This window comes from Bacillus sp. EKM420B, from assembly GCF_011065565.1.
GTDB lineage: Bacteria > Bacillota > Bacilli > Bacillales > Bacillaceae > Bacillus > Bacillus velezensis.
The window spans coordinates 672,803-698,474 of the sequence record NZ_JAAMNX010000002.1; the positions used below are offsets into that span (position 1 = coordinate 672,803).

The following is a 25,672-nucleotide window of genomic DNA, read 5'->3' on the forward strand; positions in this document are numbered from 1 at the left end:
ATTATTGGTTCTGTTCTTTCAATGATATCTTTTCATTTTTATATCATTCTAGGCTCTTCATATCTGAATGTAATAGATTCATTCATACAGAGTTCACTAGTGACGACCGCTGACTGATTGTTCGAAGATCATCGAATCAAATTGTTTAACTCACGGGAAAAGCTGTGGTAAGGTGTGTGGTAGAGACCTTGTTTAAGATCTGCTTACACTAAACCATAAAGGAGAAAACGATGGCTGAACATACATTGAAAGATACTGCGTTTTCCGTATTGAATTTATCGCCGGTCGTACAGGGGGGAACGGTTGCTGAATCGTTCCGCAACAGCATGGATTTAGCGCGCCGCGCCGAGGAGTGGGGCTATAACCGCTATTGGCTTGCGGAGCATCATAATATAGAAGGAGTCGCCAGCTCGGCAACGGCGGTGCTGATCGGCCACATCGCCGGCGGCACGAAAAAAATCCGCGTCGGTTCAGGGGGCATTATGCTGCCGAATCATTCGTCACTTATAATCGCGGAGCAATTCGGAACCCTTGAAACGTTATATCCGGGGCGGATTGACCTCGGACTCGGGCGTGCGCCGGGTACCGACCAATTAACGGCGAGGGCCTTAAGAAGAAACATAAACAGCGGGGAGGATTTCCCGGAGCAGCTTGAAGAATTGAGAAATTACTTCAAACCGTCAGGCAATGTGCGCAATCAAGTCCGCGCCATTCCGGGCGAAGGGCTGGACGTGCCGATTTGGCTTTTGGGATCGAGCGGCTTCAGCGCGCGTCTTGCGGGAGAGCTCGGGCTTCCGTTCGCCTTTGCGGCTCACTTCTCACCGAAAAACACCGTGCCCGCCCTTGAGCTGTACCGAAGCTCCTTCCGTCCGTCAGACGTACTGGATCAACCGTACGCGATGGTCGGCGTCACCGTCATTGCCGCCGATACGGATGAAAAGGCGGAGCATCTGGCGACATCGCATTATCAAAGATTTTTAGACCTCGTCCGCGGCACGCCGAACCAGCTGAAGCCTCCTGTTGAAGACATGGATCAAATCTGGTCGCCGTATGAAAAAGCGATGGTCAATGAACAGCTCAGTTCAACGATCGTCGGCGGACCGGAGCGTGTGAAGGAAAAGCTGGAAAGCTTCATCCGGACAACACAGGCGGATGAAATCATGGTCAATTCAGAAAGCTTTGAGCATGCCGACAGAATGAGATCATTTGAGATCATCGCCGAATTAAAAAACAGCTGAGCAAAAAAAGCAATGTGCCGCGCACATTGCTTTTTTTATTCGCCGATCCGCCTGACGGAATTCCGGATGACGAGTTCCGGTTCATACACGACGTCATCCTTCTTCGGTTTTTTATGCTCTAAGCAGTCGATGACGTATTTTGCCGCCGCTTTCCCCATAATGGATTTCGGATGCTTGACAGAGGTGAGCTTCACCTCGGAAATCTGGGCGAAATGTGAATCATCATAGCCCATGACTGACACGTCATCAGGCACCTTTAAGCCGAATTCTCTGAGAAGATTAATCGTCTTCAGCGCAATTTCATCATTATAACAAAGAATGGCCGTCGGGTATGATCCGCTGTTTTGCTCAAGGGTATGCTTAATTTTTTGAAGAAGCACGGTTTCTTTTTCCTCAGTCGTATAAGTCACGATCATGTCCGGAGACGGGAAAATCCCGCGCTCCCGGTGCGCCTGGAGATAGCCGTTCATCCGTTTGACGCCCTGCGTGTCATCCGCTTTAAAGATACCCATAATGTGCGTGTGGCCGAGGGACATGACGTATTCGCAAGCCATCATGCCGCCTTTGACATCATTGACGGAAAAGCTCGGTGCGGCCAGCTCCGCATAAGAGGCGTTAATCATGGCAAACGGAATGCCGTTTTTCTCCAGGTTGAGATAGTAGCCGATGTTGGGCGTCTGCAGCGCGCTTTTCGTAGGCTCGACAATCAGCCCGTCTATATTTTTGGACAGCAGGTTTTCAAGGCCGCGCCGCTCACTTTCTGTATTGTTGTTGGTGCTCGTCAGCAGCATGGAATAGCCCTGTTCGCTTAAATAAGATTCAATTCCCCTGATGATGCTCGGGAAAATATAGTCTGATATGTACGTTGTAATGACACCGATCGTTTTGTTTGAATGCATGGCTGATTTCGCCGTGCGTGAAGCGACAAAGGTGCCTCCGCCCTGAACGCTGTACAGCAGCCCCTGCGAGACCAAATCTCCGATCGCCTTTCTGATGGTATGGCGGCTGACCCCGAACTGCTGCATCAGCTCATTTTCCGTAGGCAGCTTTTCGTCCGGCTGTATTTTTCCTTGATTCAGCCATGAACAAATTTCTTCTTTTACTTGAGCATATTTCGGTAGCATATCAATTCCTCCAAAATGTATACGGACAAATTCCAGTATAACATAGTAAGCCCTTTCATCAAGCTGTAAAAATAATTGACAGATTATGAAAAACTGCTTATTCTTTATTTGTACGTACTAATTTTCCTTATTTTTAGATAAAATTCTTTATAAGTACGTACAAATGTGGCGATTCTGAAGAAAACAAAGCAACATCAAGCGCCGCACTCTGTTTTGTAAGCGTTTTTATTCTATTTTTCGCGGGAGGGTAAAATTCATGAAGAATCACCCGGCACCAATTGGCTCAAATGTACCTGTCACTCGGCAGCATTCGAAGTGGTTTGTCATTCTCATCTCATGCGCGGCCGGACTGGGAGGGCTTTTGTACGGTTATGACACGGCGGTGATTTCCGGCGCCATCGGTTTCCTGAAAGATTTGTACCGCTTAAGTCCTTTTATGGAAGGGCTCGTGATTTCAAGCATTATGATCGGCGGTGTTTTCGGCGTCGGAATTTCCGGATTTTTAAGTGACCGGTTCGGACGGAGAAAGATTTTGATGGCAGCGGCGCTGTTGTTTGCGGTGTCAGCGGTTGTCTCTGCGCTTTCTCAAAGTGTGTCTTCCTTAGTGATCGCCAGAGTCATCGGCGGTCTCGGAATCGGCATGGGCTCCTCGCTTTCTGTCACGTATATTACCGAAGCGGCTCCGCCGGCCATACGCGGCAGTCTGTCTTCACTGTATCAGCTGTTTACGATATTAGGGATCTCCGGCACTTATTTTATTAACCTCGCCGTCCAGCAGTCCGGCTCGTATGAATGGGGGGTGCACACCGGCTGGCGGTGGATGCTCGCTTACGGCATGATTCCGTCCGTCATCTTTTTTATCGTGCTGCTTATCGTGCCGGAAAGTCCGCGCTGGCTTGCGAAAGCGGGGCGCCGGAATGAAGCCCTCGCCGTGCTGACGCGCATTAACGGCGAACAGACCGCGAAAGAAGAAATCAAACAAATCGAAACGTCTTTACAATTAGAAAAAATGGGTTCATTGTCTCAGCTGTTTAAACCGGGGCTGAGAAAAGCGCTTGTGATCGGGATTCTGCTGGCTTTATTCAATCAGGTCATCGGCATGAACGCAATTACGTATTACGGGCCGGAAATTTTCAAAATGATGGGCTTCGGACAGAATGCGGGGTTTATCACGACATGCATCGTCGGTGTCGTTGAAGTGATTTTCACCATTATCGCGGTTCTTTTAGTCGATAAGGTAGGCCGGAAAAAGCTGATGGGGGTCGGATCTGCCTTTATGGCGCTGTTCATGATCTTAATCGGGGCATCCTTTTATTTTCAGCTGGCGAGCGGTCCGGCTTTAGTCGTCATCATATTGGGATTCGTCGCAGCTTTCTGCGTATCAGTCGGGCCGATTACGTGGATCATGATTTCGGAAATCTTTCCGAACCACCTCCGCGCACGCGCCGCCGGTATTGCGACGATATTCTTATGGGGGGCCAACTGGGCGATCGGCCAGTTCGTGCCGATGATGATCAGCGGGTTAGGGCTCGCGTACACCTTCTGGATATTCGCCGTCATTAATATTCTCTGTTTCTTGTTTGTCGTGACGATCTGCCCTGAGACGAAAAATAAATCATTAGAAGAAATAGAAAAACTCTGGATAAAATGAAAGCGTTTTACGACAAAAGTCCGCTCCGGCGGGCTTTTGTCTGTCACCTTCATTCCGTTTCTGTATATAATGACTGTATCAAGGAGATACTGGTAAATCCTGCGAAGAATGTCGAGGAATTGACCTTTAACAGTTGAATTAACAATGTCATCCTGTTAAAATAATTAAAGAAAGCAGACATAATTTTTTTTGGCTATGATGGGACGTTTTTTGTCATAGCGGGACATTTTCTGTCCAGTATGAATAGGAAGGAACGTTTGAGTCATGAACCAGTTAATACAAGCTCAAAAAAAATTATTGCCTGATCTTTTGCTTGTGATGCAGAAAAGATTTGAAATCTTGCAGTATATCAGGCTTACAGAACCGATCGGCCGCAGAAGTCTTGCAGCCAGTCTCGGATTGACCGAGCGCGTTCTCAGAAGCGAGGTTCAGTTCTTGAAAGAACAGAATCTCATCGATATTAAAACAAACGGCATGACAATGACGGAAGAGGGCTATTCACTGCTTTCGATTCTGGAAGATACGATGAAGGATGTTTTAGGATTGACGCTTTTGGAAAAGACATTAAAAGAGCGGCTCAATCTGAAAGACGCCATTATCGTTTCCGGAGACAGCGACCAATCTCCTTGGGTCAAAAAAGAATTAGGGAGAGCGGCCGTTGCATGTATGAAAAAGAGATTTTCAGGCAAAAATATCGTCGCTGTAACCGGCGGTACGACAATTGAAGCCGTCGCCGATATGATGACGCCGGATTCAAAAAACCGCGAGCTCCTGTTTGTGCCCGCAAGAGGCGGTTTAGGCGAAGATGTGAAAAACCAGGCGAACACCATATGCGCGCATATGGCGGAAAAGGCTTCAGGCACTTACCGGCTTTTGTTCGTTCCCGGCCAGCTGTCACAAGGCGCCTACTCATCTATTATTGAAGAACCTTCCGTAAAAGAGGTGCTTCACACGATTAAATCAGCGAGTATGCTCGTTCACGGAATCGGCGAAGCTAGAACAATGGCGGAGCGAAGAAACACGCCTTTGGAAGATTTGAAGAAAATAGATGACAATCATGCGGTGACAGAGGCATTCGGCTACTACTTTAATGCGGACGGAGAAGTCGTTCACAAGGTGCATTCAGTCGGAATGCAGCTCGATGACCTCGATGCCATTCCCGACATTATCGCGGTAGCGGGCGGATCATCAAAAGCGGAAGCAATCGAAGCTTATTTTAAAAAGCAGCGAAACACGGTTCTCGTCACGGACGAAGGAGCCGCAAAGAAGTTATTAAGGGATAACATTCCCTCAATATAAATATCTCTCACTTATTTAAAGGAGGAAATAATCATGGCAGTAAAAGTCGGTATTAACGGTTTTGGTCGTATTGGACGTAACGTATTCCGCGCAGCATTAAACAATCCTGAAGTTGAGGTAGTAGCAGTTAACGATTTAACAGACGCTAACATGCTTGCTCATCTTTTACAATATGATTCCGTACACGGAAAATTAGATGCAGAAGTTAAAGTTGACGGCAGCAACCTTGTTGTTAACGGCAAAACAATCGAAGTTTCTGCTGAGCGCGATCCTGCGAAACTCAGCTGGGGCAAACAAGGCGTTGAAATCGTAGTTGAATCTACTGGTTTCTTCACAAAACGCGCAGACGCTGCGAAACACTTAGAAGCAGGCGCGAAAAAAGTTATCATCTCTGCACCTGCTAACGAAGAAGATATCACAATCGTTATGGGTGTTAACGAAGACAAATACGATGCGGCTAACCACGATGTTATCTCTAACGCATCTTGCACAACAAACTGCCTTGCGCCGTTTGCAAAAGTACTTAACGACAAATTCGGCATCAAACGCGGTATGATGACAACTGTTCACTCTTACACAAATGATCAGCAAATTCTTGATCTTCCGCACAAAGACTACCGTCGTGCGCGTGCAGCAGCTGAAAACATCATTCCTACATCAACTGGTGCTGCTAAAGCAGTTTCCCTTGTTCTTCCTGAACTGAAAGGCAAACTGAACGGCGGAGCTATGCGTGTGCCGACTCCAAACGTTTCTCTTGTTGACCTAGTTGCTGAACTTAACAAAGACGTAACGGCTGAAGACGTAAACGCAGCTCTTAAAGAAGCGGCTGAAGGCGATCTTAAAGGAATCCTCGGCTACAGCGAAGAGCCATTAGTATCCGGAGACTACAACGGCAATGCTAACTCTTCTACAATCGATGCTCTTTCTACAATGGTTATGGAAGGCAGCATGGTAAAAGTAATCTCTTGGTACGATAACGAAAGCGGCTACTCTAACCGCGTTGTTGACCTTGCAGCTTACATCGCAAAACAAGGTCTTTAATTCATAGCTCCCGGAAAGGGCCGGACTTGGTTCTTTCGGACAGAAACGCTATAATGAAAGCGGACAAGGGAAGGGGACGGACTCCCTTTCCCTTTTTCCATGAGAACCGGCTTTCAGAAAGCGCCGGATTGCTGCAGAACGTCCGCGTTTTGAAGTTTCCGCGGCACTTTCGTTTTCGGCCGCCTGCCCTGGCTCAGAAGACGATCTGCCCCGTGCCCGGAAGCTGCAATCTGCCCCGCGGCGGAAGCATCATGAGGCGGTTTCACGTTTCACGTTTTTCGTGCTATGCAAACCATTTTGAAGGAGGATCTCCTAAGGCATGAATAAAAAAACAGTAAAAGACATCGACGTAAAAGGCAAAGTCGTATTCTGCCGCGTTGACTTTAACGTTCCAATGAAAGACGGGGAAGTAACAGACGATACTCGTATCCGCGCTGCGCTTCCAACAATCAAACACCTTGCAGACCAAGGCGCGAAAGTCCTTCTTGCGAGCCACTTAGGCCGCCCGAAAGGCGAAGTGGTTGAGGAGCTTCGTTTAACTCCTGTCGCTGCACGCTTAGGCGAACTGCTCGGTAAAGAAGTGAAAAAAGCGGATGAAGCTTACGGCGATGCTGTAAAAGCACAAATTTCTGATATGAAGGACGGAGACGTTCTTGTATTGGAAAACGTACGTTTCTACCCTGGTGAAGAGAAAAACGATCCTGAGCTTGCTAAAGCATTTGCTGAGCTTGCGGATGTATATGTCAATGACGCATTCGGTGCTGCCCACCGTGCTCACGCATCTACAGCCGGAATTGCCGAGCATCTGCCGGCGGTTGCAGGATTCCTGATGGAAAAAGAGCTTGACGTTCTCGGCAAAGCCGTGACAAATCCTGAGCGCCCGTTTACGGCAATCATCGGCGGCGCGAAAGTAAAAGACAAAATCGGCGTAATCGAAAGTCTGCTTGATAAAGTGGACAACCTGATCATCGGCGGAGGTCTTGCTTACACATTCGTAAAAGCGCTTGGCTATGAAGTCGGTAAATCTCTTCTTGAAGAAGATAAAATCGAACTTGCAAAATCATTCATGGACCGCGCGAAAGAAAAAGGCGTTAAATTCTATATGCCGGAAGACGTTCTCGTTGCTGATGATTTCTCTAACGATGCAAACGTTCAAATCGTGCCGATCTCTGAGATCCCAAGTGATTTAGAAGCGATCGACATCGGAACGAAAACCCGCGAAACGTACGCTGAAGTTATCAAAAACAGCAAACTTGTCGTATGGAACGGACCGATGGGCGTATTCGAAATCGACTTGTTCGCTCAAGGCACAAAAGCAGTGGCTGAAGCATTGGCAGAGGCAAACGATACATACTCTGTCATCGGCGGAGGAGACTCTGCGGCAGCCGTTGAAAAATTCGGCCTTGCTGACAAAATGAGCCATATCTCAACAGGCGGCGGCGCATCCCTTGAATTCATGGAAGGCAAAGAGCTTCCGGGTGTAGCTGCGCTGAACGATAAATAAAAACTGCTATAAGGAAGTGGAACAGATGAGAAAACCAATTATAGCCGGTAACTGGAAAATGAACAAAACACTCGGCGAGGCTGTCAGCTTCGTTGAAGAAGTGAAATCTTCCATTCCAGCAGCAGACAAAGCGGAAGCCGTTGTTTGCGCACCAGCTCTTTTCTTAGAAAAGCTGACTTCTGCTGTTAAAGGAACTGACCTGAAAGTCGGCGCCCAAAACATGCATTTTGAAGAAAACGGTGCGTTCACAGGTGAAATCAGCCCGGTCGCTCTGAAAGACCTTGGCGTGGATTACTGCGTCATCGGACACTCTGAGCGCCGTGAAATGTTCGCTGAAACTGATGAAACAGTTAACAAAAAAGCGCATGCCGCTTTCAAACACGGCATTGTGCCGATCATTTGCGTAGGTGAAACGCTTGAAGAGCGCGAAGCCGGAAAAACAAATGATCTTGTTGCCGATCAAGTGAAAAAAGGTCTTGCGGGTCTTTCTGAAGAGCAAGTTGCTGCTTCCGTTATTGCGTACGAGCCAATCTGGGCAATCGGAACAGGCAAATCTTCTACAGCGAAAGATGCAAATGACGTCTGCGCGCATATCCGTAAAGTCGTTGCTGAAAGCTTCAGCCAGGAAACTGCTGATAAGCTCCGCATTCAATACGGCGGCAGCGTAAAACCTGCAAATATTAAAGAATATATGGCAGAGTCCGATATTGACGGTGCTTTGGTCGGCGGCGCAAGCCTTGAACCGCAGTCATTCGTTCAATTATTGGAGGAAGGTCAATATGAGTAAAAAACCAGCTGCACTCATCATTCTTGATGGGTTCGGATTACGCAATGAAACAGTCGGAAACGCAGTCGCACAAGCGAAAAAACCGAATTTCGACCGTTATTGGAACCAATACCCTCATCAGACGCTGACGGCATCAGGCGAGGCAGTCGGACTGCCTGAAGGACAGATGGGGAACTCTGAAGTCGGACATTTGAATATCGGTGCAGGACGTATTGTGTACCAAAGCTTAACACGCGTGAACGTTGCCATCCGCGAAGGCGAATTCGAACGCAATCAAACGTTCCTTGACGCCATCAAAAACGCGAAAGACAACGACAAAGCGCTGCACCTGTTCGGCCTTCTTTCTGACGGAGGTGTACACAGTCATATCAATCATTTATTCGCGCTGCTGAAACTTGCGAAAAGTGAAGGACTGACGAAGGTGTATATTCACGGTTTCCTCGACGGCCGCGATGTAGGTCCGCAAACGGCAAAAACTTACATTCAGCAGCTGAATGAGCAGATCGAAGAAATCGGTGTCGGCGAAATCGCCAGCATTTCCGGACGCTACTACTCCATGGACCGCGACAAACGCTGGGACCGTGTGGAAAAAGCGTACCGCGCAATGGCTTACGGCGAAGGCCCGTCTTACCGCAGCGCGATGGATGTAGTCGACGATTCTTATGCGAACGGCATTCATGATGAATTCGTCATTCCGTCCGTCATCACAAAAGAAAACGGTGAACCCGTTGCGAAAATTCATGACGGCGATTCTGTGATTTTCTATAATTTCAGACCAGACCGCGCCATCCAGATTTCAAACACGTTTACCAACAAAGATTTCCGCGATTTCGACCGCGGTGAAAATCATCCGAAAAACCTGTATTTCGTCTGCCTGACTCACTTCAGTGAATCTGTTGACGGATATGTGGCTTTTAAACCGGTAAACCTTGACAATACGGTCGGTGAAGTATTAGCACAGCACGGGTTAAAACAGCTTCGCATTGCAGAAACTGAAAAGTATCCGCACGTTACGTTCTTTATGAGCGGCGGCCGCGAAGAAGAATTCCCGGGCGAAGAGCGCATCCTCATTAACTCGCCGAAGGTCGCGACATATGACCTGAAGCCTGAAATGAGCGCGTATGAAGTGAAGGATGCTCTTGTAAAAGAAATCGCGGCTGACAAGCACGACGCGATCATCCTGAACTTTGCAAACCCTGACATGGTCGGCCACTCCGGAATGGTCGAACCGACGATTAAAGCAATTGAAGCAGTGGACGAATGCTTAGGCGAAGTGGTTGACGCCATTATCGCTAAAGGCGGACATGCCATCATTACCGCTGATCACGGTAATGCGGACATTCTGATTACAGAAACAGGCGAACCGCACACTGCCCATACGACAAACCCAGTCCCTGTTATTGTGACGAAAGAAGGCGTGACGCTGCGCGAAGGCGGAATCCTAGGCGACCTCGCACCAACGTTATTAGACCTTCTCGGTGTTGAAAAACCGAAAGAAATGACCGGAACATCTTTAATTCAAAAATAAGCGTAAATCAAAAGGAGAGACAAACTCATGCCATACATTGTTGATGTTTATGCACGCGAAGTCCTTGACTCCCGCGGCAACCCGACAGTTGAAGTTGAAGTATATACAGAAACAGGAGCTTTCGGCCGCGCATTAGTGCCAAGCGGAGCTTCTACAGGTGAATACGAAGCGGTTGAGCTTCGTGACGGCGACAAAGACCGTTACCTTGGAAAAGGCGTGTTAACTGCTGTTAACAACGTAAACGAAATCATTTCTCCAGAGCTTCTCGGCTTTGACGTAACTGAACAAAACGCAATCGATCAGCTTTTAATCGAGCTTGACGGTACTGAAAACAAAGGCAAACTCGGTGCGAACGCAATCCTTGGCGTATCTATGGCTTGTGCGCGCGCAGCAGCTGATTTCTTACAGATTCCTCTTTACCAATACCTTGGAGGATTCAACTCAAAAACGCTTCCTGTACCGATGATGAACATCGTAAACGGCGGAGAGCATGCTGACAACAACGTAGACATTCAAGAATTCATGATTATGCCTGTAGGCGCGCCTAACTTCCGTGAAGCGCTTCGCATGGGCGCTCAAATCTTCCACAGCCTGAAATCAGTTCTTTCTGCTAAAGGAATGAACACAGCTGTAGGTGACGAAGGCGGATTCGCTCCGAACCTTGGTTCTAACGAAGAAGCGCTTCAAACAATCGTTGAAGCAATCGAAAAAGCCGGCTTCAAACCTGGTGAAGAAGTGAAGCTTGCTATGGATGCTGCATCTTCTGAGTTCTACAACAAAGAAGACGGCAAATACCATCTGTCTGGCGAAGGCGTTGTGAAAACATCTGCTGAAATGGTTGACTGGTACGAAGAAATGGTTTCTAAATACCCAATCATCTCTATCGAAGACGGACTTGACGAGAACGACTGGGAAGGCCACAAACTTCTTACAGAGCGTCTTGGCAAAAAAGTTCAGCTTGTCGGTGACGACCTTTTCGTTACAAACACGAAAAAGCTTGCTGAAGGTATCAAAAACGGCGTAGGCAACTCTATCCTGATCAAAGTAAACCAAATCGGTACATTGACTGAAACATTCGATGCGATCGAAATGGCGAAACGCGCAGGCTACACTGCCGTTATCTCTCACCGTTCCGGTGAAACTGAAGACAGCACAATCGCTGACATCGCTGTGGCAACTAATGCAGGACAAATCAAAACAGGTGCTCCGTCCCGTACGGACCGTGTTGCGAAATACAACCAGCTTCTTCGCATCGAAGATCAGTTGGCTGAAACTGCTCAATACCACGGTATCAACTCTTTCTATAACTTAAATAAGTAATGGAATGGACGCCGGGAGAATATCTCCCGGCGTTTTTTTATGCTCCCGGGCTTTTCCCTCCTTTTTCATCATCTTCATTTGGTCAATAATATTCATTTTCCCCCCTTTTTAAAGGAATCAGTGTACTTCAATCGAAAGGGAAGAGGTGTTAATAAGAGGAGGGATTATGATGAAATTTTCATTTATGTCAGCCGCGGTGGCAGCAAGCGTCATATGGGGCGCATCTGCCGGGCCGCTGTCCGAAACTCATGCTTATTCAACTGTGACCGCGCCGGTTTTTGATGCTGATGAGGCATTGGACACTATGCATGATCTGAGTGAAACCATCGGTCCGCGGGAAACCGGAACTGCGAAAGAAAAGGAAGCGGCTGAATACATATCGAATCGTCTGCGGGCTCAGGGCACCAGTGTCAAAGTACAGTCATTTCCATTGAAAAAGTACTTTTCAGGTTCAGTCACAGCGGGAGATCATGAATTCCCGCTCCGCTCCGCTGATCAATCCGCTGTTGAAAAAGAGCTCAAAATAGAAGGCGGGATTTTTGACGGCGGCTGCGGATCACGCAATGACGTAACAGGAGCCAAAGGAAAGATTGCGGTGATACGCGAAGGAAAGATCCCCGTTTCTCAAAAGATCAAACATGCCGAACAAGCGGGAGCCAAAGCAGTCATTATTTATAATCAGACAACAAAACCGCTCGCCGTCCGTCCGCATACCGATAAAGGAATCACGATACCGGCGGCGGGTATGAAAAAAGAAGACGGTGAAGCATTGCTGCAGGAAAAGCAGGCAGTCATTCAATTTAAAAACTATAAAAACCGCACCTCACAAAATATCATAGGAACGCGCAAAGCGGCACAGGCCAACCCTTCTGATGCTGATATTATTTATGTCACAGCGCATTATGACAGCGTAAAAGGCGCGCCCGGAGCGGATGATAACGCCTCAGGCACATCTGCCGTTCTGGAAATCAGCAAGCAATTGACACACATACCGAAAGACAAAGAGATCCGCTTTATCCTGTTCGGTGCAGAAGAATTATGGTCTGCGGGTTCATCTTATTACGTCAGTACACTCACGAACAATGAAAGAAAGCACAGCCAGGCCAATTTTAATGCCGATATGATTGCGACTGACTGGGAAGAAGCGAGTCAAATGTGTGTCACGACTCCTGACGGCAGGGAAAACCCGAGTGTCCGGTATGCTGAAAAAGCCGCTGAAAAATCCCGGTTGGTTAAGCCAAACCTGATTCAGCTCGGTTACTCAGACCATGTCTCTTTTTATGAAGCGGGGATTCCGTCGGCTAACTGGATTTGGCTCAGCCCCGATACACAGGAGCCGGGGCCCTGGTACCACACCGAAAATGATAATATGAAACACATCAGCAAAGAACGGCTAGAGAAAGCCGGGGCACTCGTTTCCGCGGCAGTAAATGAGGCAATGAAAGAATAAAAAACAGGCTTCGGCCTGTTTTTTTATATTATTTTCTGTATATTCTATCAATTAAGGGAGATTTTCTCACTCGTTACCAGATATATACCATTTAACAGGATTTTACTTTACAAATAAAAGAAAAATAAATAGATAATACCTAATTCACAAAAGGATGTAAAACTCATTTATCAAATTTTAACTTTTGTTATAATTGCGATATCGATCGATATTTGTTTTAAATTGTAAAAAACAATACTCTTTTTTATCTATTAGGGGGCGAAAAATGAATACTGTCACAAAAGAAGCCAGCAACCTTGGTCAAAAACGGCTGTTACATCTGATTGAAACGAAGCAGGCGATAGTAGGCGTGTTAGGCATGGGATATGTGGGATTTCCTCTTGCGCTGGAATGTGTCGATAAAGGATACAATGTGATCGGATTCGACAAAAACAGTGAAAAGGTTTCCTTGTTAGCCGCCGGAAGCAGCCATATTCAAGATATAGAGGACGGCAGACTGAACTCGGCTTTACAAACAAAACGCTTTCAAATCAGCGCCGACATGTCGCTCATCCAAAAATGCGACATCATTGTGATATGTGTACCGACACCCCTGAACAAAAAAGACAAGATCCCCGATTTAACCTACATCGACAGTGCAGTTGACAGCATGATCGCTTATGGAAGGCAGCATCAGCTTTTAATTTTAGAAAGCACCACCTATCCCGGAACAACGAAAAAAAAGATTGCCGACAGAATGGCATCAAGCCGCGGCATGAAAATAGGAACAGACTTTTTTACGGCTTATTCTCCGGAAAGAATCGATCCGGGCAACAGGCAATATGAAGTTTCAGATATTCCTAAAGTAGTCGGCGGAACCACACAGACTTGCACAGAACTTGCCTCAGCGTTTTACAACACCATTGTTACAAGCATTCACCCGGTCACCTCACCCGAAGTAGCTGAAACAGCTAAACTCCTAGAGAATACTTATCGTTATGTCAATATAGCTCTTATCAATGAAATGGCGCTTAATTGCCGTGAACTCGATATTGATATATGGGAAGTCATCTGCGCGGCGGACACGAAGCCGTTCGGCTTTCAAAAATTTATCCCTGGCCCCGGAGTCGGAGGCCATTGTATCCCGATTGATCCTTTTTACTTCAAATGGATCGCGAATGAAAAAGGGCTGCAGACAAAATTAATTGATCTGGCGGACGAAATCAATTCTAACATGCCGATTTCTGTCTCTGACTATGCTTTGAAACTGGCGGGCAAAGACAAATGCAGCATCTTAATAATAGGGGCCGCTTATAAAAAAAATACAAATGACCCGCGTGAATCCTCAGTGTTTACGATAATGGAAGAATTGATGGACAAGGGATGCGCAAAAATTGATTATCATGATCCGTTTATCAGCGAGATCCGCTTGAATGACGGAAGCCGCAAACAATCTGTCCCTTTCACAAGAGAACAAATCAATCAGTACGACGTCATCATCATTCATACAGATCACGATGTAATCGACTACAGTATTTTGAAGGATGCCTCACCGATTATCTTTGACACAAGAAATGTATGCAGGGAAAAATCAGCCGACAATTGCAGAGTTGTCACTTTATAAGGAGGGAACGGTCATTAGTAATCGATTTATCTCTTTTCACAGACCTGATATGACAAACGAAGAAATCGCAAGCGTAACCGAAACGATTCAGTCGGGCTGGATTTCGAAAGGCCCGAAGGTAATCGATTTTGAGAAAAAGCTGGGAGAATGTATTGGAGCCGAACACGTCATCAGCTGTAATTCAGGCACTGCTGCATTACATATGGCTTTATTGGCGCTCGGTGTGGGAGAAGGCGATGAAGTCATCGTGCCGAGCTTCACGTTCTGTTCCAGCGTCAATGTCATCCTGCACGCCGGAGCCGTTCCTGTGTTTGCGGATATATGCGAGAAAAGTCTATGTGCCGATCCTGAAGATGTCAGGAAGAAAATAACGCCGCGCACAAAAGCGGTAATTGCGGTTCATTTTGCCGGCTATCCGGCTGATCTGGAAAACTTGCAGTCCATTTGTAAAGAAAACGGATTGTATCTGATTGAAGACGCCGCTCATGCGCTCGGTACAAAATATAACGGAAGCATGATCGGCACTCACGGAGATGCCGTGTGCTTCAGCTTTTATGCCACCAAAAATATTACAACGGGGGAAGGCGGAGCCCTCGTCATGAAAGACGAACAGGCCGCAGAAAGAGCGAGGCTGTACGGATGGCACGGCATCACAAAAAATGCCTGGAACCGGTACGGTGAAAAAGGCAGCTGGAGATACGACGTGTTACTGCCGGGCTTTAAATATAATATGACGGATATTCAGGCCGCGCTCGGTCTGGTTCAATTGAAACGCGCAAACGAAATTCAAGAAAAACGGGCACAGATCGCTCAATTTTATGTGCGTGAACTGTCGGGCCAATCTGACAAAGCGGCGCTTCCGCTTTCTGACATTCCAAGCGGCATAACGCACTCATGGCATTTATTTATTTTACGTATTCGAGAAAACGGCGGTATGGACAGAGATCTGTTTATTGAGAAAATGAAAGAAAAACAGATCGGGCTGAGCGTGCACTTTATTCCCGTGCATATGCATCCTTACTATCAAAAACATTTTCCTGCCGAGCTTCCGGTTACTGAACGTGTTTTCCGGGAGATCGTGTCACTGCCTCTTTACAGCCAGTTATCAGATGAGGATTGCAGCTATATTGTCAAGTCTATAAAAGAAGTTTTGACTATCAGCCAGGAGGTAGGATCATGAAACATATTGCGATTATCGGAGGAGCCGGTTTTATCGGAAGCGAATTGGCGGCATTATTACAGGCTAAAGGTTATCACACCATTATTGCAGACCAAAAGGAGCCGGCTTTTGACACTGAATACCGCCAAACGGATATCCTTGACCGGACGTCCCTCCGCGAATCACTGCGGGGAGCGGATGCGGTTGTCCATTTGGCGGCAATGGTCGGTGTAGACAGCTGCCGAAGCAATGAAGAAGACGTCATACGGGTCAATTTTGAAGGAACGAAAAATGTCACCGAGGTATGCGGTGAATTGGGAATCAGCACACTTCTTTTCTCATCGAGTTCAGAAGTGTTCGGCGATTCACCTGATTTTCCTTATACCGAGACAAGCCGAAAGCTTCCGAAATCGGCTTACGGAAAAGCCAAACTGCAATCAGAGGAATATTTGAGAGAACAGGCTTCCGACGAGCTTCATATTCGGGTCGTCCGGTACTTTAATGTATACGGGCCGAAACAGCGCGAGGATTTTGTCATCAACAAGTTTTTCAGCCTGGCCGAGAATGGCTCTGAGCTGCCTCTTTACGGGGACGGCGGACAAATACGCTGCTTCAGCTACATCAGTGATATCGTCACCGGAACTTATCTCGCGCTCATTCATGAAGGAGCCGTCTTTGAAGACTTCAATATCGGAAACGACCAGCCGATCACGATAAAAGAACTGGCTGCAAAAGTCAATGTGCTCTCTGGCAGAGAGAAGGATAACTATTTGTTTAAAAAGCTGGGCGAAGACGGCGTGAGGGGAAAAGACATCGAGATTTTTAAACGGGCGCCGTCAATCGAGAAGGCGAAACGTTTACTCGGTTACGCTCCGAAAGTAAGTCTGAATGAAGGCCTGGAGATCATTAAAGATGAAAGACAAAAGCACAAACTTTCACTTTCCTGAAAACCCGGAAGTGGTCAAATACCCCGTTTATCCCGGACAGCTTTCCGTCAGCGGCCGTCTGCGCGCGGTGAAGCACTTGCTTACTGCCGGACAAAGCGGACTGACTGAAAAGCTGGAAAAACGGTACGGAAAAGGGGTTGTACTGACCTCCAGCGGCAGTGCGGCACTGGTGCTCGCCTTAACTTATTCGGGAGCCGGGCCGGGGAAAGAAGTGATTTTCTCATCCTTCAGCTGCCCGAATGTCATTGATGCCGTATTGCAATCCGGTGCAACGCCTGTTTTTGCGCAGCTGGATGAGCATCTATCCTTATCGTTTGAGGATGTCAAAAAAAAAGCGACGCGGCAGACGTGTGCGGTTATCCTCACGCATGTATACGGCCGGAGAGAAAATACCGCCATCATTGACTGGGCGAAGGAACACGGTATTTTTGTCATTGATGATGCCGCTCAAGCTATGTATACAAAACAAGCGGATACATATGCCGGCGGTCTGGGCGATTTCGGCATTTTAAGCTTTGGCCCGTCAAAACCGCTTGCGAGTATCGGAGGCGGCGCGTTAATCGCGCCGAAAGAATTGCTGAAGCAAAATGCAGCTCCCCCGATGGAACGGCGCGGCCGAGTAGCAAATGACTATCGATCCTATATCAGAAATCAAAGAATACAGGCTGTTATGAAACGGCAACGGCATCATCCCGTTTCATATATTTATAGAAAAGCGGGCGTCATGCCTTCCATGAAAGCCACTAAGCTCGAAGCTCTGCCGGATAAACCGGCTGTTGTACCGGTGCTTCGCATGCATCCGGCAAGGGAAGCCATTATTGAAGATCAGCTTTCACGTATGGATCAGCTTGTAACAGCTTCCATTCGAAACTTAGAGACGGCGGGAGAAATCTTTATAAAGGCGGAAGAGACGTACGGCATAAAGATGATCCAGCCCCAAGAAGGAGAACATCTGAATTATTTAACGATTGTATTCCCCAGAGATGAAGAGCGGTACGGGTGTTCCGTTTATTTAGCTGAAAGAGGCATCCAAACATGCTGGAACTATCTTCCCCTCGGACGTATTCCGATTTATGAAACATATGCGGCGGAAGAAGGGGAAGATCCGCTTTGGAAGAGAGTTCTTTCTCTGCCGTTTAAACCTCCTCTTCAAAAGGAGCAAGTCAGATATATAGCCGAATCCGTTTTATCATATTGTGAGCAAAAGAATAAGACTGAATAGTGGTGATAACAATGCAAAAAACAGCAGTATGCACGAGCCGCCAGGCATGGGATCGGGCCGCTGACATGTATCAGGCGGGGTTGTTTCAAAGCTATGATTGGGGAATTCTCATGGAAGAGCTTCCCGGCACGTCATTTCACCCTGTCAGACTGACAACGGACGGAGGACAGGTCATCTATCTTCCGCTTTTTGAACAGAAGGGCGTATTATCCGGCAATATGATCGGATACGGCGGCGTTATTTCAGATCGCCCCATCTCATTTGAATGGCTTCAAAGTGAAATCGAGGCCATATTCGGCCGGAACATATCCCGGATGCTGCTGCCGTACGGTCAGACTTCTTTTACAGAAGAAATCGGGGAAGGGTGGACGGAAAAGGCGACACGGATTCTTACGCTTCCGGACACGTTTGACGAACTTTGGACGGGCATTTCCGGAAAAGCCCGGACGGCAGTCAGATACGCTGAAAAAGAGAATATTGTCACCAGGCTGATCGGGCGACAAGAACTTGAATCATTTTACGAACTCTACAAGGAGCATACGGCGGCAATCGGCGCGGCTTATGTGCTGAGTCACGGATTTTTCCAAAAACTGCTTGACACGTTTGGGGACCGGATGTTTTGGGTCGGAGCATATCAGGATGAGACGCTGATCAGCAGCAGTATTTTTCTCTATGACCGCTCTCATTTCTATTATTGGCAGAATGTAAACAGCCTGGCGGGAAAAAAAGCGCAGGCCTCTTACTTGTTGATGCGTGACGCTTTGCAATTCGCCATCAGCCGCAAGCTTCAATGGGCTGATTTTGGCTATTCACACAGTAAAGAAATCGCAAGACCGAAACGATATTGGGGAGCTGAAGAAAAACAATGCCGACTTTTTACGAAACCGGAATGAAAACAATAAGCGGCCATCAATCCAGTTATCTGCCGTGGTACGGTTTTTTTGAAAAAATGTATAAGTCGGATCTGTTTGCCATTCATGACACGGCTCAATTTGAGAAAAAAGGGTTTCTGAACCGCAACAGAATCAAAACGCCGCAGGGCCCCAGATGGCTGACGGTGCCTTTGCAGATGAAACAATATAAAGACATAGAGCTTCGGCATATGAAAATCGACCAGACGCAGGATTGGCGGAAAAAACATTGGATGGCGATTAAGATGAACTATGCGAAAGCTCCCTATTTTGAGCGGTACCAGCATTTTTTTCAAGATGTCTATCAGCGGGAGTGGGAATATCTCCATGATTTGAATATGCACATCATTGAATTTTTCCGAAAAGAGCTCCGAATTGAAACGCCGCTCTGTTATGTCTCTGAGCTTGAATGCCGGAAGGAGAAAAAAAGCGATTTTGTTTTAGCGCTTTGTCGGGAGCTGGGGGCGGATCGTTATTATTCAGGCAGTCAGGGTTCCGACTATTTAATAGAAAGCGATTTTGAAAGAAACGGAATTGTCATTGAGTATCAGCAGATCCGGCATTTTGACTATCCTCAATTATTCGGGGAGCATATCCCTCACCTCTCCATGCTTGATATGCTGATGAACTGCGGAGCGGATACAGCTGAAATGTTAGTTAAAGGAGGGCAATATGATGAAAGTAATGGTATTTGCAGCGCATCCCGACGATGAAATTATCGGCGTCGGCGGCACGCTCGCCAAACATGTCCGCCAAGGTGACAGCGTGTCGGCAGTCATTATGGCGGAAGGCAAGTCATCAAGAAAAACGGATTATGAGAAGCCTGAAGAGTCCGTTATGCAGCATTCTGCTCAAGAAACGGAACAAGCGCTCAGCACTTTGGGCATCCATGATTTTGTCAGGCTGAACCTTCCTGATAACAGAATGGATTCAATGGATTTGCTGGATGTCGTGAAGGAAGCGGAGAAACAAATCAATCGTTTTCAGCCTGACATTGTGTATACCCAGTACGGCGGTGACATTAATATTGACCACTCCGTCGTATTCAGAGCGGTCATGACCGCAACCCGTCCGCTTCCCGGTCATACGGTAAAACGGGTTTTTGCCTATGAAACATTGTCTTCGACGGAATGGAATTACTGTCAGAAGGATCAGTTTCATGCCAACTTCTTCGTTAATATTGAAGCTGAACTTGAAACGAAATTGAAATCGATGGCGTGTTACGGCTCCGAGCTCAGGGACTTCCCTCATCCCCGTTCTTTGCAGGCGATTGAACAAAATGCCCGTGTATGGGGAGCAAAATCGGGTTTTTCCGCTGCGGAAGCGTTTATGCTTGTGAGAGGAACATGGTGACTGTCCTATGATTGCTCAAATTCCGTTTTTCGGACTTGATCCGAAGCAAATCGATGAGAAATGGGTGGAAGCGGGATACGGTCTGGAAGCCAATATTTTTGACGGCCGCTCCTTTAGTGAAGCGGATTATCTCAAAACATTCAATCAGACGCTGGAATATGCAAAACAGCTTGATCCTTCATTATTGACGCTGCATTTCCCGACAGATCATGCCGATTATGTGCATGAAGATCACATCAAAAAACAGCTTTATCACTTTGCGGAGCTCGCTGTGAAATACGGCGCCAAAGGCATAACCGTTCATGCGAATCAATTTATGACGGTTGAGGAATTTCAAGTCTATGACCTGGAAGGAAACCGTAAAAAAATCATTGAGTTTTTCGCGGAGTTTGATGAGCAGCTGAAAGGGACGGACATTTGGATCGGTGTGGAAAACCTTCCGATCATCGGGAATCTGGGAGAGGATTTTGATCCGATTTTCATTTATCCTGAGGATTTTACAGAGCTGGTGCAGCTGGATCTGAAGCATGTCGGTATTACGTGGGATCTGTGCCATTGGGCGATTACCTATCAGACTCACTTGTCTTCCGCGCTTATGTTCAGAAATGACCAGCTGAGATACCCGGATTTCTTTCAGTTTCTCTCGATAAAAGAGAGCATTAAACATTATCACTTCAGCTCATTTCGCCAGCTTGCGTTCCCGCATGGCGGCGTCCGCTGTTTTGAGGGCCGCCATCCGAGTGAAGGGACAATCGCTGAGGAGCTGCTGAGACGGGCTGCAGATACTTTGCAGGAGCTTTATCGGAATCAAGATACCGGCATTGTATTTGAGGTGATGGAAGAGGATTATACGGAAAGACGGGAATCATGGAGAACGCTGGAATGGTTCGGCGGTGTTTCTGATGCCGAGGATCAAAAAAGGGCCTGATATGACATATCGAACACCGAACTATGCAAAGCTTTGGTGTGCGCAGGTGTTTTCTTCAGCGGCGGACGGGATCTGGCTTATTGCACTGCCGCTGTTAGTGCTGGAATTGACCGGCAGCAAAATTCTTGTCGGCGTTATTTCTTTTATCGAACTTGTGCCGTTGACATTTGGCGTGCTGGCGGGACCGCTGATTGATTTATTCCGAAAAAAGTCGATCTTGTATTTGTGCAATACGGGCCGGGCCGTCATCATGATCCTCTTGGCGGTGCTCAGCGCGAACGATTTATTAACCGTGTGGATAGCCGGGGTGTGCGCTTTTTGTCTATCTCTGCAATCGATGCTGTTTGCGCCGGCGAAAGTTGCGATCATTCCGCTGCTCGTCCGCAAACAGCATCTTGATCAGGCGACATCTTTGATCAATACGAGTGACTTGATCGGACTCATCGTCGGAAAACTGATCAGCGGGATCATGATTGCGGCTATTCCGTTCGGGCTGCTGTTTGCCATAAACGGAACTGCTTTTTTTATCTCCGCGGCATTTATCGCGTTCATTCGTATTTCAGAACAGCCCAATGAAAAAAGCAACGGGGCTGAAGATGTAAAAGCCGGTTACAGGATGCTGAAAGGAAATGCGGCATGGCTGACATCGGTCGGATACTTTTTCGTCGTAAATCTCGTCATTGCCGGTCTTATTTCAGTAATGGGGCCGATTCTTGCTGTGGAGCGTTTTCAGCAGAACTATTCTGTATGGTTTGCCGTCATGTATTCAATGTTTCAGGCGGGGATGCTTTTGGGCAATCTGGCCGTATTTTTCAAATGGAATACAAAACGCTTGAACCGGCTGTACCCGCGGACGTTAACGGCAGCGGGACTGCTCATTTTGGTGCTGTTTTTTCCGCTTCACGGGTTTGAGTGCATCATCTTCCTGGTGCTCGGCATCATCATCTCGTATATTGATGTGCAAACGGTGCTGTATTTCCAAAAGACGGTTCCGGCCGCATATTTCGGAAGGGTCTTTGCACTGATTTTTTCCATTGTCAAAATGGGTGAACCGCTGTCGGCCGCTGTCTACACAGGGCTTCTGCTGTTGATGAATGCGGATTATATTTTTGCGGCGGTCGGACTGACCCTTACGATCGTTTTTGCTGTTTTTTCAGTCAGACAAGGGAGTCAAAGAAATACAGAGAAACAAGCGGATCAATCCGTCTGAATGTTAAACGAAGGGGCGCCGATGTCAGCCGGCGCCCTTTTATCATAAATCCAAATAAAGCCGTATCATATCCCGGCATTGAATGCCGTTTTCAAAAATGTCTTCATCATAATGTCTGATAAAAAAATCATGGTCGACAGCCTGAATGCGGAATCCGCATTTTTGATAGAGTGACAGCTGATGAATACTGGAATTTCCGGTGCCGATTTCAATCGTGTCAGCTCCCGATTCTCTCGCTTTTTCAATGGCATCCCGCACCAGCTGTTTTCCGAATCCCCTGTTCTGCAGCGATTCTTTTACCGCGATGTTTACGATTTCTATGGTTTTAGGCCTTGTTTGCAATAAGACGTAAACCCCTGCAAGCTTGTCTGACGTCCAAGCCGTATAGCATTCTCCTCTTACAAGATAATCATCGACAATCTCTTTCGACGGATCGGCCAGAAGCAATAGTTCATACAGCGCTTCATCCGGCTCCGCGGCTTTTCGGATGCTCAGTTTTTGCATGTCCGTTTCTCCTCCTCCATTATGATCGACAGCTATTTTTCAAAATAACTCCAAAATCATTCTACTTTATTATAAAATATGAAACATAGGAAAAGTTATACAAGTTTTGCAGATTGAATAGGAGGAAAGTCATGTTTTTTTGTAAGTATTGCGGCCGACAGAACAACGAAGAGGCGCATTTCTGTAAAGAATGCGGAAAACCGATCGGGAAAGGAAGCCGGCTTGAACGGCAGGCGGCTGTAAGAGCGGCTGAACCTGCTTCACAAATGAGAAATCCGATCCCTAAAAAAACGCTCTTCATATGGGGCGGCATTGCCGCAGCGCTGATCTTATTGATTGCCGCATATAAAACCGGAGCCTGGCTGACATCTGAAAAAAGGCTCACAGATCAATTCGAACAGGCAGTTCATGACGGGGACACGAAAAAGCTCGCAGCCCTGCTCACTCCTTCAGACAAAAAACTGAAGCTGAATGAGACCAATGTCAAACCGCTCCTTGCATACGCAAAGAAACACGATGAACTGCTGGCAACGCTTCGCGGCAATTCATCAGAAAAAGATGCGGTATACGTCAAAAAAGAGGGTAAAACCCTTCTATTGTTTGACCATTACGAACTGAAAGTCGATCCGGTTTATTTCCGCGTCACCAGCAATTATAAAGGCGCCGATCTTTATATCAACAGCGAGAAAACAGGTACGGTCAAAAAAGCCGATGAAACCCAAATCTTCGGCCCGTATGCACCCGGTGTCTACACGGCGGAAGCCAAGCTTAAAAATGACACGGTTGACGTTGTCAAAAAGCAAGAGGCAGAGGCGGCCGGCAGCCGGAATGTTGATTTTGACCTGCCGTTAGACGCCGAGGATGTGACGTTCACTCCGGCAGACAGCTTCAAAAACGCGAAAGGCGATCTGCTGATAAACGGCAAGTCCGTCCATAAAGATCCGTTTAAATCCGTTACATACGGTCCGCTCTTAACTGACGGTTCCATGACAGCCGCCGTGGAGGCTGATTTTCCTTGGGGAAAAATGAAAACTGCCGATGTTCCGATCAACGGTACTGATATGGAATTAACGCTTATCCCGGATCAAGATACACAACAAACAATTATGGACACGATTGTCAAAACAACGAAGCAGTATACAAAGGCGATGGCAGACGGAAATACCGATCAGATGACCGAGGCTGGTTCCGCCTGGAAAGAGCAGACGAAAGAAGTGGTATCCGGCATGAAGAGTTCCGGCACCTTTTTGAAAGATCAGTATAAAGAGACAAGCTTTGATCTGGATTCATTTGCGATTTCTCAAGAGAACGGCCGCTGGCAAGTAACTGTTACGGGTAAAGAGCTTCATGAGTCTGCTTATTTCGACGGGAATACGAAGCCTGATATGGAAGAGGCTGAGCCGAGCTTTCATTATGTACTCTCATATGATACAAAACATAAAAAATGGGTTTTCGAAAAAGCTGACCCTGCCTCAGATTCTTCTGGGACAAATGTAAAAAAAATAAAAAACGACCAGCCGAAAACCTATACATCCGCATGGGCATCTTCCAAAGGAAATACAGCTTCAGGCAGCGTGACAAACGAGCAAGTCACATCGTTTATGACTGATTACCTGACAAATCAATCAAGCGCCGTCAGCCTTAACAATTTTGCCATCATGGCGGGCAATATAGAAGAGGGAAGCCCTTTGTATGCTGATCAGCAGAAACTGGTCAAAAAACTGTACAGCGAGGGGACGACTGAAGTATTTAATAAAGTGAATGTCAAAAGCTTTTCACAGAAAGGCTCTCATCTGACGATTCATACGTACGAGGAGTTTTATATTACGAAAGCCGGCGGCAGTCCGAAGCTCAGAACATACAATTGGACGTATGGCGGCGTTGTCAAAGACGGAAGAATTTATTTAACATCCATTCAATAAAAAAAACCCCGCGCCAATCAGGCGGCGGGGTTTCCGTTTTTAAAAGAAGAAATAATTCATGAGTTCTTTCATATAATGCTTGATCGTGAATTGAAACGTTACGCAAATGATCAAATAGATGACGATAACAGAATAAATGATATCCGCTTTAGCCGTGAGCTGATGCTGATAGCTCGCCAGCATGAGCGGAGGCACGGCAAACGCCGCTCCTAAAAGACCGACAGCCAGAATGGTAAAGCAAACGGTTGTATGAAGCAGCATAAAAATGAGGGCAAGAAGCAAAATAGCTGTAAACGGAATCAAAAATGCTCCGAATCTGGACAGCGAATCTTTAAATGACACCTGCGCGCCGCCGGCCTTCAAAGCGATAAAAATCAAGAGATACAGGCAGAAAACGCATAATGCAAAGGTAAGCGCCGGTTTGATCACAACCGCGGTAAAACTGACGTCACGAAAGCCGTCTGATAAGAGAATATAAAACATAATCGGCGTCACCAGGCAAAAAAGCACCATGTTGATGATGCTGCTGACAAGCTGTTCGCCGCCTGTCGTTTTACATGTTTGATACGGTCTCTTTAACACATCAAGCACGAATAAGGCAAATTGCTTTGAAGCCTGCTTAGCCGCGGCGCCGGCCTGAGCGGCCTGACCCTGTGTTTGGCCTGCGCCTCCCTGCCCGGGCTGGGGCGCACCGCACTTTTCACAAAATTTTCCGCCATCAGTATGATGGCCGCATTGAGAACAATACATTCTAAAACTCCTTTTACAAGTAATATAGGGATTTTGTTCAATATTTACATTATAAAAGAAAATAGGACGGATGTAACGGAGTTTTCTAAAGATATATAAATCACCTTCTCTATGAATTGATAATAGAGAAAAAGTACCCATTATGGTAGAATTTTATTGGAGCTGACAGATATCATGTCTCTCGGCGCATTGATTCAGAGTGAAAAAGGAAATTAACGCAT

The 25,672-nt window shown here is 46.9% G+C and carries 23 protein-coding genes; 19 read left to right on the forward strand and 4 right to left on the reverse strand.

From position 1 onward, the window contains the following. Positions 1 to 230: 230 nt before the first annotated feature. Positions 231 to 1,238: an LLM class flavin-dependent oxidoreductase gene (locus tag G9F48_RS08390; protein ID WP_014305852.1), complete on the forward strand. Its 1,008-nt coding sequence runs from the start codon at positions 231 to 233 to the stop codon at positions 1,236 to 1,238. A 35-nt stretch (positions 1,239 to 1,273) separates the two neighbouring features. Here the strand turns inward: G9F48_RS08390 and G9F48_RS08395 are convergent, their stop codons facing one another. Then, on the reverse strand, positions 1,274 to 2,362 hold the full coding sequence (locus tag G9F48_RS08395; protein ID WP_142385909.1) for a GntR family transcriptional regulator: 1,089 nt from the start codon (positions 2,360 to 2,362) through the stop codon (positions 1,274 to 1,276). A 256-nt stretch (positions 2,363 to 2,618) separates the two neighbouring features. Here G9F48_RS08395 and G9F48_RS08400 point away from each other — a divergent pair, with 256 nt between their 5' ends. From G9F48_RS08400 to gap, 3 genes are all read left to right on the forward strand, one after another. Continuing rightward, on the forward strand, positions 2,619 to 4,013 hold the full coding sequence (locus tag G9F48_RS08400) for a sugar porter family MFS transporter (RefSeq protein ID WP_003151605.1): 1,395 nt from the start codon (positions 2,619 to 2,621) through the stop codon (positions 4,011 to 4,013). A 264-nt stretch (positions 4,014 to 4,277) separates the two neighbouring features. Then, positions 4,278 to 5,312 carry a gapA transcriptional regulator CggR gene (cggR, locus tag G9F48_RS08405; RefSeq protein ID WP_165409342.1) on the forward strand — a complete coding sequence of 345 codons (1,035 nt, stop codon included), beginning with the start codon at positions 4,278 to 4,280 and terminating at the stop codon, positions 5,310 to 5,312. A gap of 33 nt (positions 5,313 to 5,345) precedes the next feature. After that, the gene (gap, locus tag G9F48_RS08410; protein WP_007409954.1) at positions 5,346 to 6,353 is read left to right on the forward strand and encodes a type I glyceraldehyde-3-phosphate dehydrogenase; all 1,008 of its coding nucleotides are present in this window, start codon (positions 5,346 to 5,348) and stop codon (positions 6,351 to 6,353) included. A gap of 113 nt (positions 6,354 to 6,466) precedes the next feature. Here gap and G9F48_RS19730 read toward each other — a convergent pair whose 3' ends face one another. Then, positions 6,467 to 6,619: a hypothetical protein gene (locus G9F48_RS19730; RefSeq protein WP_015387688.1), complete on the reverse strand. Its 153-nt coding sequence runs from the start codon at positions 6,617 to 6,619 to the stop codon at positions 6,467 to 6,469. 53 nt (positions 6,620 to 6,672) lie between these two features. On the opposite strand from G9F48_RS19730, the gene G9F48_RS08420 reads away from it, so the two are divergent. The 14 genes from G9F48_RS08420 to G9F48_RS08485 all read left to right on the forward strand — a co-directional run bounded on the left by G9F48_RS08420 (position 6,673) and on the right by G9F48_RS08485 (position 22,275). Next, positions 6,673 to 7,857: a phosphoglycerate kinase gene (locus G9F48_RS08420; protein ID WP_003151616.1), complete on the forward strand. Its 1,185-nt coding sequence runs from the start codon at positions 6,673 to 6,675 to the stop codon at positions 7,855 to 7,857. A gap of 25 nt (positions 7,858 to 7,882) precedes the next feature. After that, a complete protein-coding gene (gene tpiA / locus G9F48_RS08425; protein ID WP_003151618.1) occupies positions 7,883 to 8,644 on the forward strand; it encodes a triose-phosphate isomerase in 762 nt (253 codons plus the stop codon). Beyond that, on the forward strand, positions 8,637 to 10,172 hold the full coding sequence (gpmI, locus tag G9F48_RS08430; protein WP_003151620.1) for a 2,3-bisphosphoglycerate-independent phosphoglycerate mutase: 1,536 nt from the start codon (positions 8,637 to 8,639) through the stop codon (positions 10,170 to 10,172). The genes tpiA and gpmI overlap by 8 nt, the downstream gene beginning before the upstream one ends. Positions 10,173 to 10,199: 27 nt before the next feature. Then, positions 10,200 to 11,492 (forward strand): phosphopyruvate hydratase, encoded by a 1,293-nt coding sequence (gene eno / locus G9F48_RS08435; RefSeq protein WP_007409956.1) that lies wholly within the window; start codon positions 10,200 to 10,202, stop codon positions 11,490 to 11,492. Between the two features lie 169 nt (positions 11,493 to 11,661). Continuing rightward, the gene (locus tag G9F48_RS08440) at positions 11,662 to 12,942 is read left to right on the forward strand and encodes a M28 family peptidase (protein WP_165409343.1); all 1,281 of its coding nucleotides are present in this window, start codon (positions 11,662 to 11,664) and stop codon (positions 12,940 to 12,942) included. A gap of 265 nt (positions 12,943 to 13,207) precedes the next feature. Then, the gene (locus G9F48_RS08445) at positions 13,208 to 14,545 is read left to right on the forward strand and encodes a nucleotide sugar dehydrogenase (protein ID WP_094247488.1); all 1,338 of its coding nucleotides are present in this window, start codon (positions 13,208 to 13,210) and stop codon (positions 14,543 to 14,545) included. Between the two features lie 49 nt (positions 14,546 to 14,594). After that, positions 14,595 to 15,725: a DegT/DnrJ/EryC1/StrS family aminotransferase gene (locus G9F48_RS08450; RefSeq protein ID WP_238785812.1), complete on the forward strand. Its 1,131-nt coding sequence runs from the start codon at positions 14,595 to 14,597 to the stop codon at positions 15,723 to 15,725. After that, positions 15,722 to 16,651, forward strand: a complete 930-nt coding sequence (locus G9F48_RS08455) for an NAD-dependent epimerase/dehydratase family protein (protein WP_165409344.1) — start codon at positions 15,722 to 15,724, stop codon at positions 16,649 to 16,651. Before G9F48_RS08450 ends, G9F48_RS08455 begins: the two co-directional genes overlap by 4 nt. Continuing rightward, positions 16,617 to 17,873 carry an aminotransferase class V-fold PLP-dependent enzyme gene (locus tag G9F48_RS08460; RefSeq protein ID WP_165409345.1) on the forward strand — a complete coding sequence of 419 codons (1,257 nt, stop codon included), beginning with the start codon at positions 16,617 to 16,619 and terminating at the stop codon, positions 17,871 to 17,873. The genes G9F48_RS08455 and G9F48_RS08460 overlap by 35 nt, the downstream gene beginning before the upstream one ends. Positions 17,874 to 17,884: 11 nt before the next feature. Next, positions 17,885 to 18,766, forward strand: coding sequence for a GNAT family N-acetyltransferase (locus G9F48_RS08465; RefSeq protein ID WP_165409346.1), 882 nt, complete (start codon positions 17,885 to 17,887; stop codon positions 18,764 to 18,766). Continuing rightward, on the forward strand, positions 18,739 to 19,497 hold the full coding sequence (locus G9F48_RS08470; RefSeq protein WP_102422561.1) for a WbqC family protein: 759 nt from the start codon (positions 18,739 to 18,741) through the stop codon (positions 19,495 to 19,497). Before G9F48_RS08465 ends, G9F48_RS08470 begins: the two co-directional genes overlap by 28 nt. Next, positions 19,460 to 20,137, forward strand: coding sequence for a PIG-L deacetylase family protein (locus G9F48_RS08475; protein WP_156735803.1), 678 nt, complete (start codon positions 19,460 to 19,462; stop codon positions 20,135 to 20,137). The genes G9F48_RS08470 and G9F48_RS08475 overlap by 38 nt, the downstream gene beginning before the upstream one ends. 7 nt (positions 20,138 to 20,144) lie before the next feature. Then, the gene (locus G9F48_RS08480) at positions 20,145 to 21,065 is read left to right on the forward strand and encodes a TIM barrel protein (RefSeq protein ID WP_015387694.1); all 921 of its coding nucleotides are present in this window, start codon (positions 20,145 to 20,147) and stop codon (positions 21,063 to 21,065) included. Beyond that, positions 21,040 to 22,275, forward strand: coding sequence for an MFS transporter (locus G9F48_RS08485; RefSeq protein WP_003151636.1), 1,236 nt, complete (start codon positions 21,040 to 21,042; stop codon positions 22,273 to 22,275). Before G9F48_RS08480 ends, G9F48_RS08485 begins: the two co-directional genes overlap by 26 nt. A gap of 42 nt (positions 22,276 to 22,317) precedes the next feature. Here the strand turns inward: G9F48_RS08485 and G9F48_RS08490 are convergent, their stop codons facing one another. Further along, complete coding sequence (locus G9F48_RS08490; protein WP_156735800.1) at positions 22,318 to 22,779, reverse strand: GNAT family N-acetyltransferase; 462 nt, start codon at positions 22,777 to 22,779, stop codon at positions 22,318 to 22,320. A gap of 131 nt (positions 22,780 to 22,910) precedes the next feature. Between G9F48_RS08490 and G9F48_RS08495 the strand changes: the two genes are divergently transcribed. Beyond that, complete coding sequence (locus tag G9F48_RS08495) at positions 22,911 to 24,701, forward strand: zinc ribbon domain-containing protein (RefSeq protein WP_156735799.1); 1,791 nt, start codon at positions 22,911 to 22,913, stop codon at positions 24,699 to 24,701. Positions 24,702 to 24,740: 39 nt separating this feature from the next. Here G9F48_RS08495 and G9F48_RS08500 read toward each other — a convergent pair whose 3' ends face one another. Next, positions 24,741 to 25,451, reverse strand: coding sequence for a hypothetical protein (locus tag G9F48_RS08500; RefSeq protein ID WP_015387695.1), 711 nt, complete (start codon positions 25,449 to 25,451; stop codon positions 24,741 to 24,743). Between the last annotated feature and the right edge of the window lie 221 nt (positions 25,452 to 25,672).

Coding starts and splice junctions, on each gene's coding strand:
- G9F48_RS08390 (WP_014305852.1), top strand. CDS start 231: ATGGCTGAACATACATTGAAAGATACTGCGTTTTCCGTATTGAATTTA.
- G9F48_RS08395 (WP_142385909.1), bottom strand. CDS start 2,362: ATGCTACCGAAATATGCTCAAGTAAAAGAAGAAATTTGTTCATGGCTG.
- G9F48_RS08400 (WP_003151605.1), top strand. CDS start 2,619: ATGAAGAATCACCCGGCACCAATTGGCTCAAATGTACCTGTCACTCGG.
- cggR (WP_165409342.1), top strand. CDS start 4,278: ATGAACCAGTTAATACAAGCTCAAAAAAAATTATTGCCTGATCTTTTG.
- gap (WP_007409954.1), top strand. CDS start 5,346: ATGGCAGTAAAAGTCGGTATTAACGGTTTTGGTCGTATTGGACGTAAC.
- G9F48_RS08420 (WP_003151616.1), top strand. CDS start 6,673: ATGAATAAAAAAACAGTAAAAGACATCGACGTAAAAGGCAAAGTCGTA.
- tpiA (WP_003151618.1), top strand. CDS start 7,883: ATGAGAAAACCAATTATAGCCGGTAACTGGAAAATGAACAAAACACTC.
- gpmI (WP_003151620.1), top strand. CDS start 8,637: ATGAGTAAAAAACCAGCTGCACTCATCATTCTTGATGGGTTCGGATTA.
- eno (WP_007409956.1), top strand. CDS start 10,200: ATGCCATACATTGTTGATGTTTATGCACGCGAAGTCCTTGACTCCCGC.
- G9F48_RS08440 (WP_165409343.1), top strand. CDS start 11,662: ATGAAATTTTCATTTATGTCAGCCGCGGTGGCAGCAAGCGTCATATGG.
- G9F48_RS08445 (WP_094247488.1), top strand. CDS start 13,208: ATGAATACTGTCACAAAAGAAGCCAGCAACCTTGGTCAAAAACGGCTG.
- G9F48_RS08450 (WP_238785812.1), top strand. CDS start 14,595: ATGACAAACGAAGAAATCGCAAGCGTAACCGAAACGATTCAGTCGGGC.
- G9F48_RS08455 (WP_165409344.1), top strand. CDS start 15,722: ATGAAACATATTGCGATTATCGGAGGAGCCGGTTTTATCGGAAGCGAA.
- G9F48_RS08460 (WP_165409345.1), top strand. CDS start 16,617: ATGAAAGACAAAAGCACAAACTTTCACTTTCCTGAAAACCCGGAAGTG.
- G9F48_RS08465 (WP_165409346.1), top strand. CDS start 17,885: ATGCAAAAAACAGCAGTATGCACGAGCCGCCAGGCATGGGATCGGGCC.
- G9F48_RS08470 (WP_102422561.1), top strand. CDS start 18,739: ATGCCGACTTTTTACGAAACCGGAATGAAAACAATAAGCGGCCATCAA.
- G9F48_RS08475 (WP_156735803.1), top strand. CDS start 19,460: ATGAAAGTAATGGTATTTGCAGCGCATCCCGACGATGAAATTATCGGC.
- G9F48_RS08480 (WP_015387694.1), top strand. CDS start 20,145: ATGATTGCTCAAATTCCGTTTTTCGGACTTGATCCGAAGCAAATCGAT.
- G9F48_RS08485 (WP_003151636.1), top strand. CDS start 21,040: ATGCCGAGGATCAAAAAAGGGCCTGATATGACATATCGAACACCGAAC.
- G9F48_RS08490 (WP_156735800.1), bottom strand. CDS start 22,779: ATGCAAAAACTGAGCATCCGAAAAGCCGCGGAGCCGGATGAAGCGCTG.
- G9F48_RS08495 (WP_156735799.1), top strand. CDS start 22,911: ATGTTTTTTTGTAAGTATTGCGGCCGACAGAACAACGAAGAGGCGCAT.
- G9F48_RS08500 (WP_015387695.1), bottom strand. CDS start 25,451: ATGTATTGTTCTCAATGCGGCCATCATACTGATGGCGGAAAATTTTGT.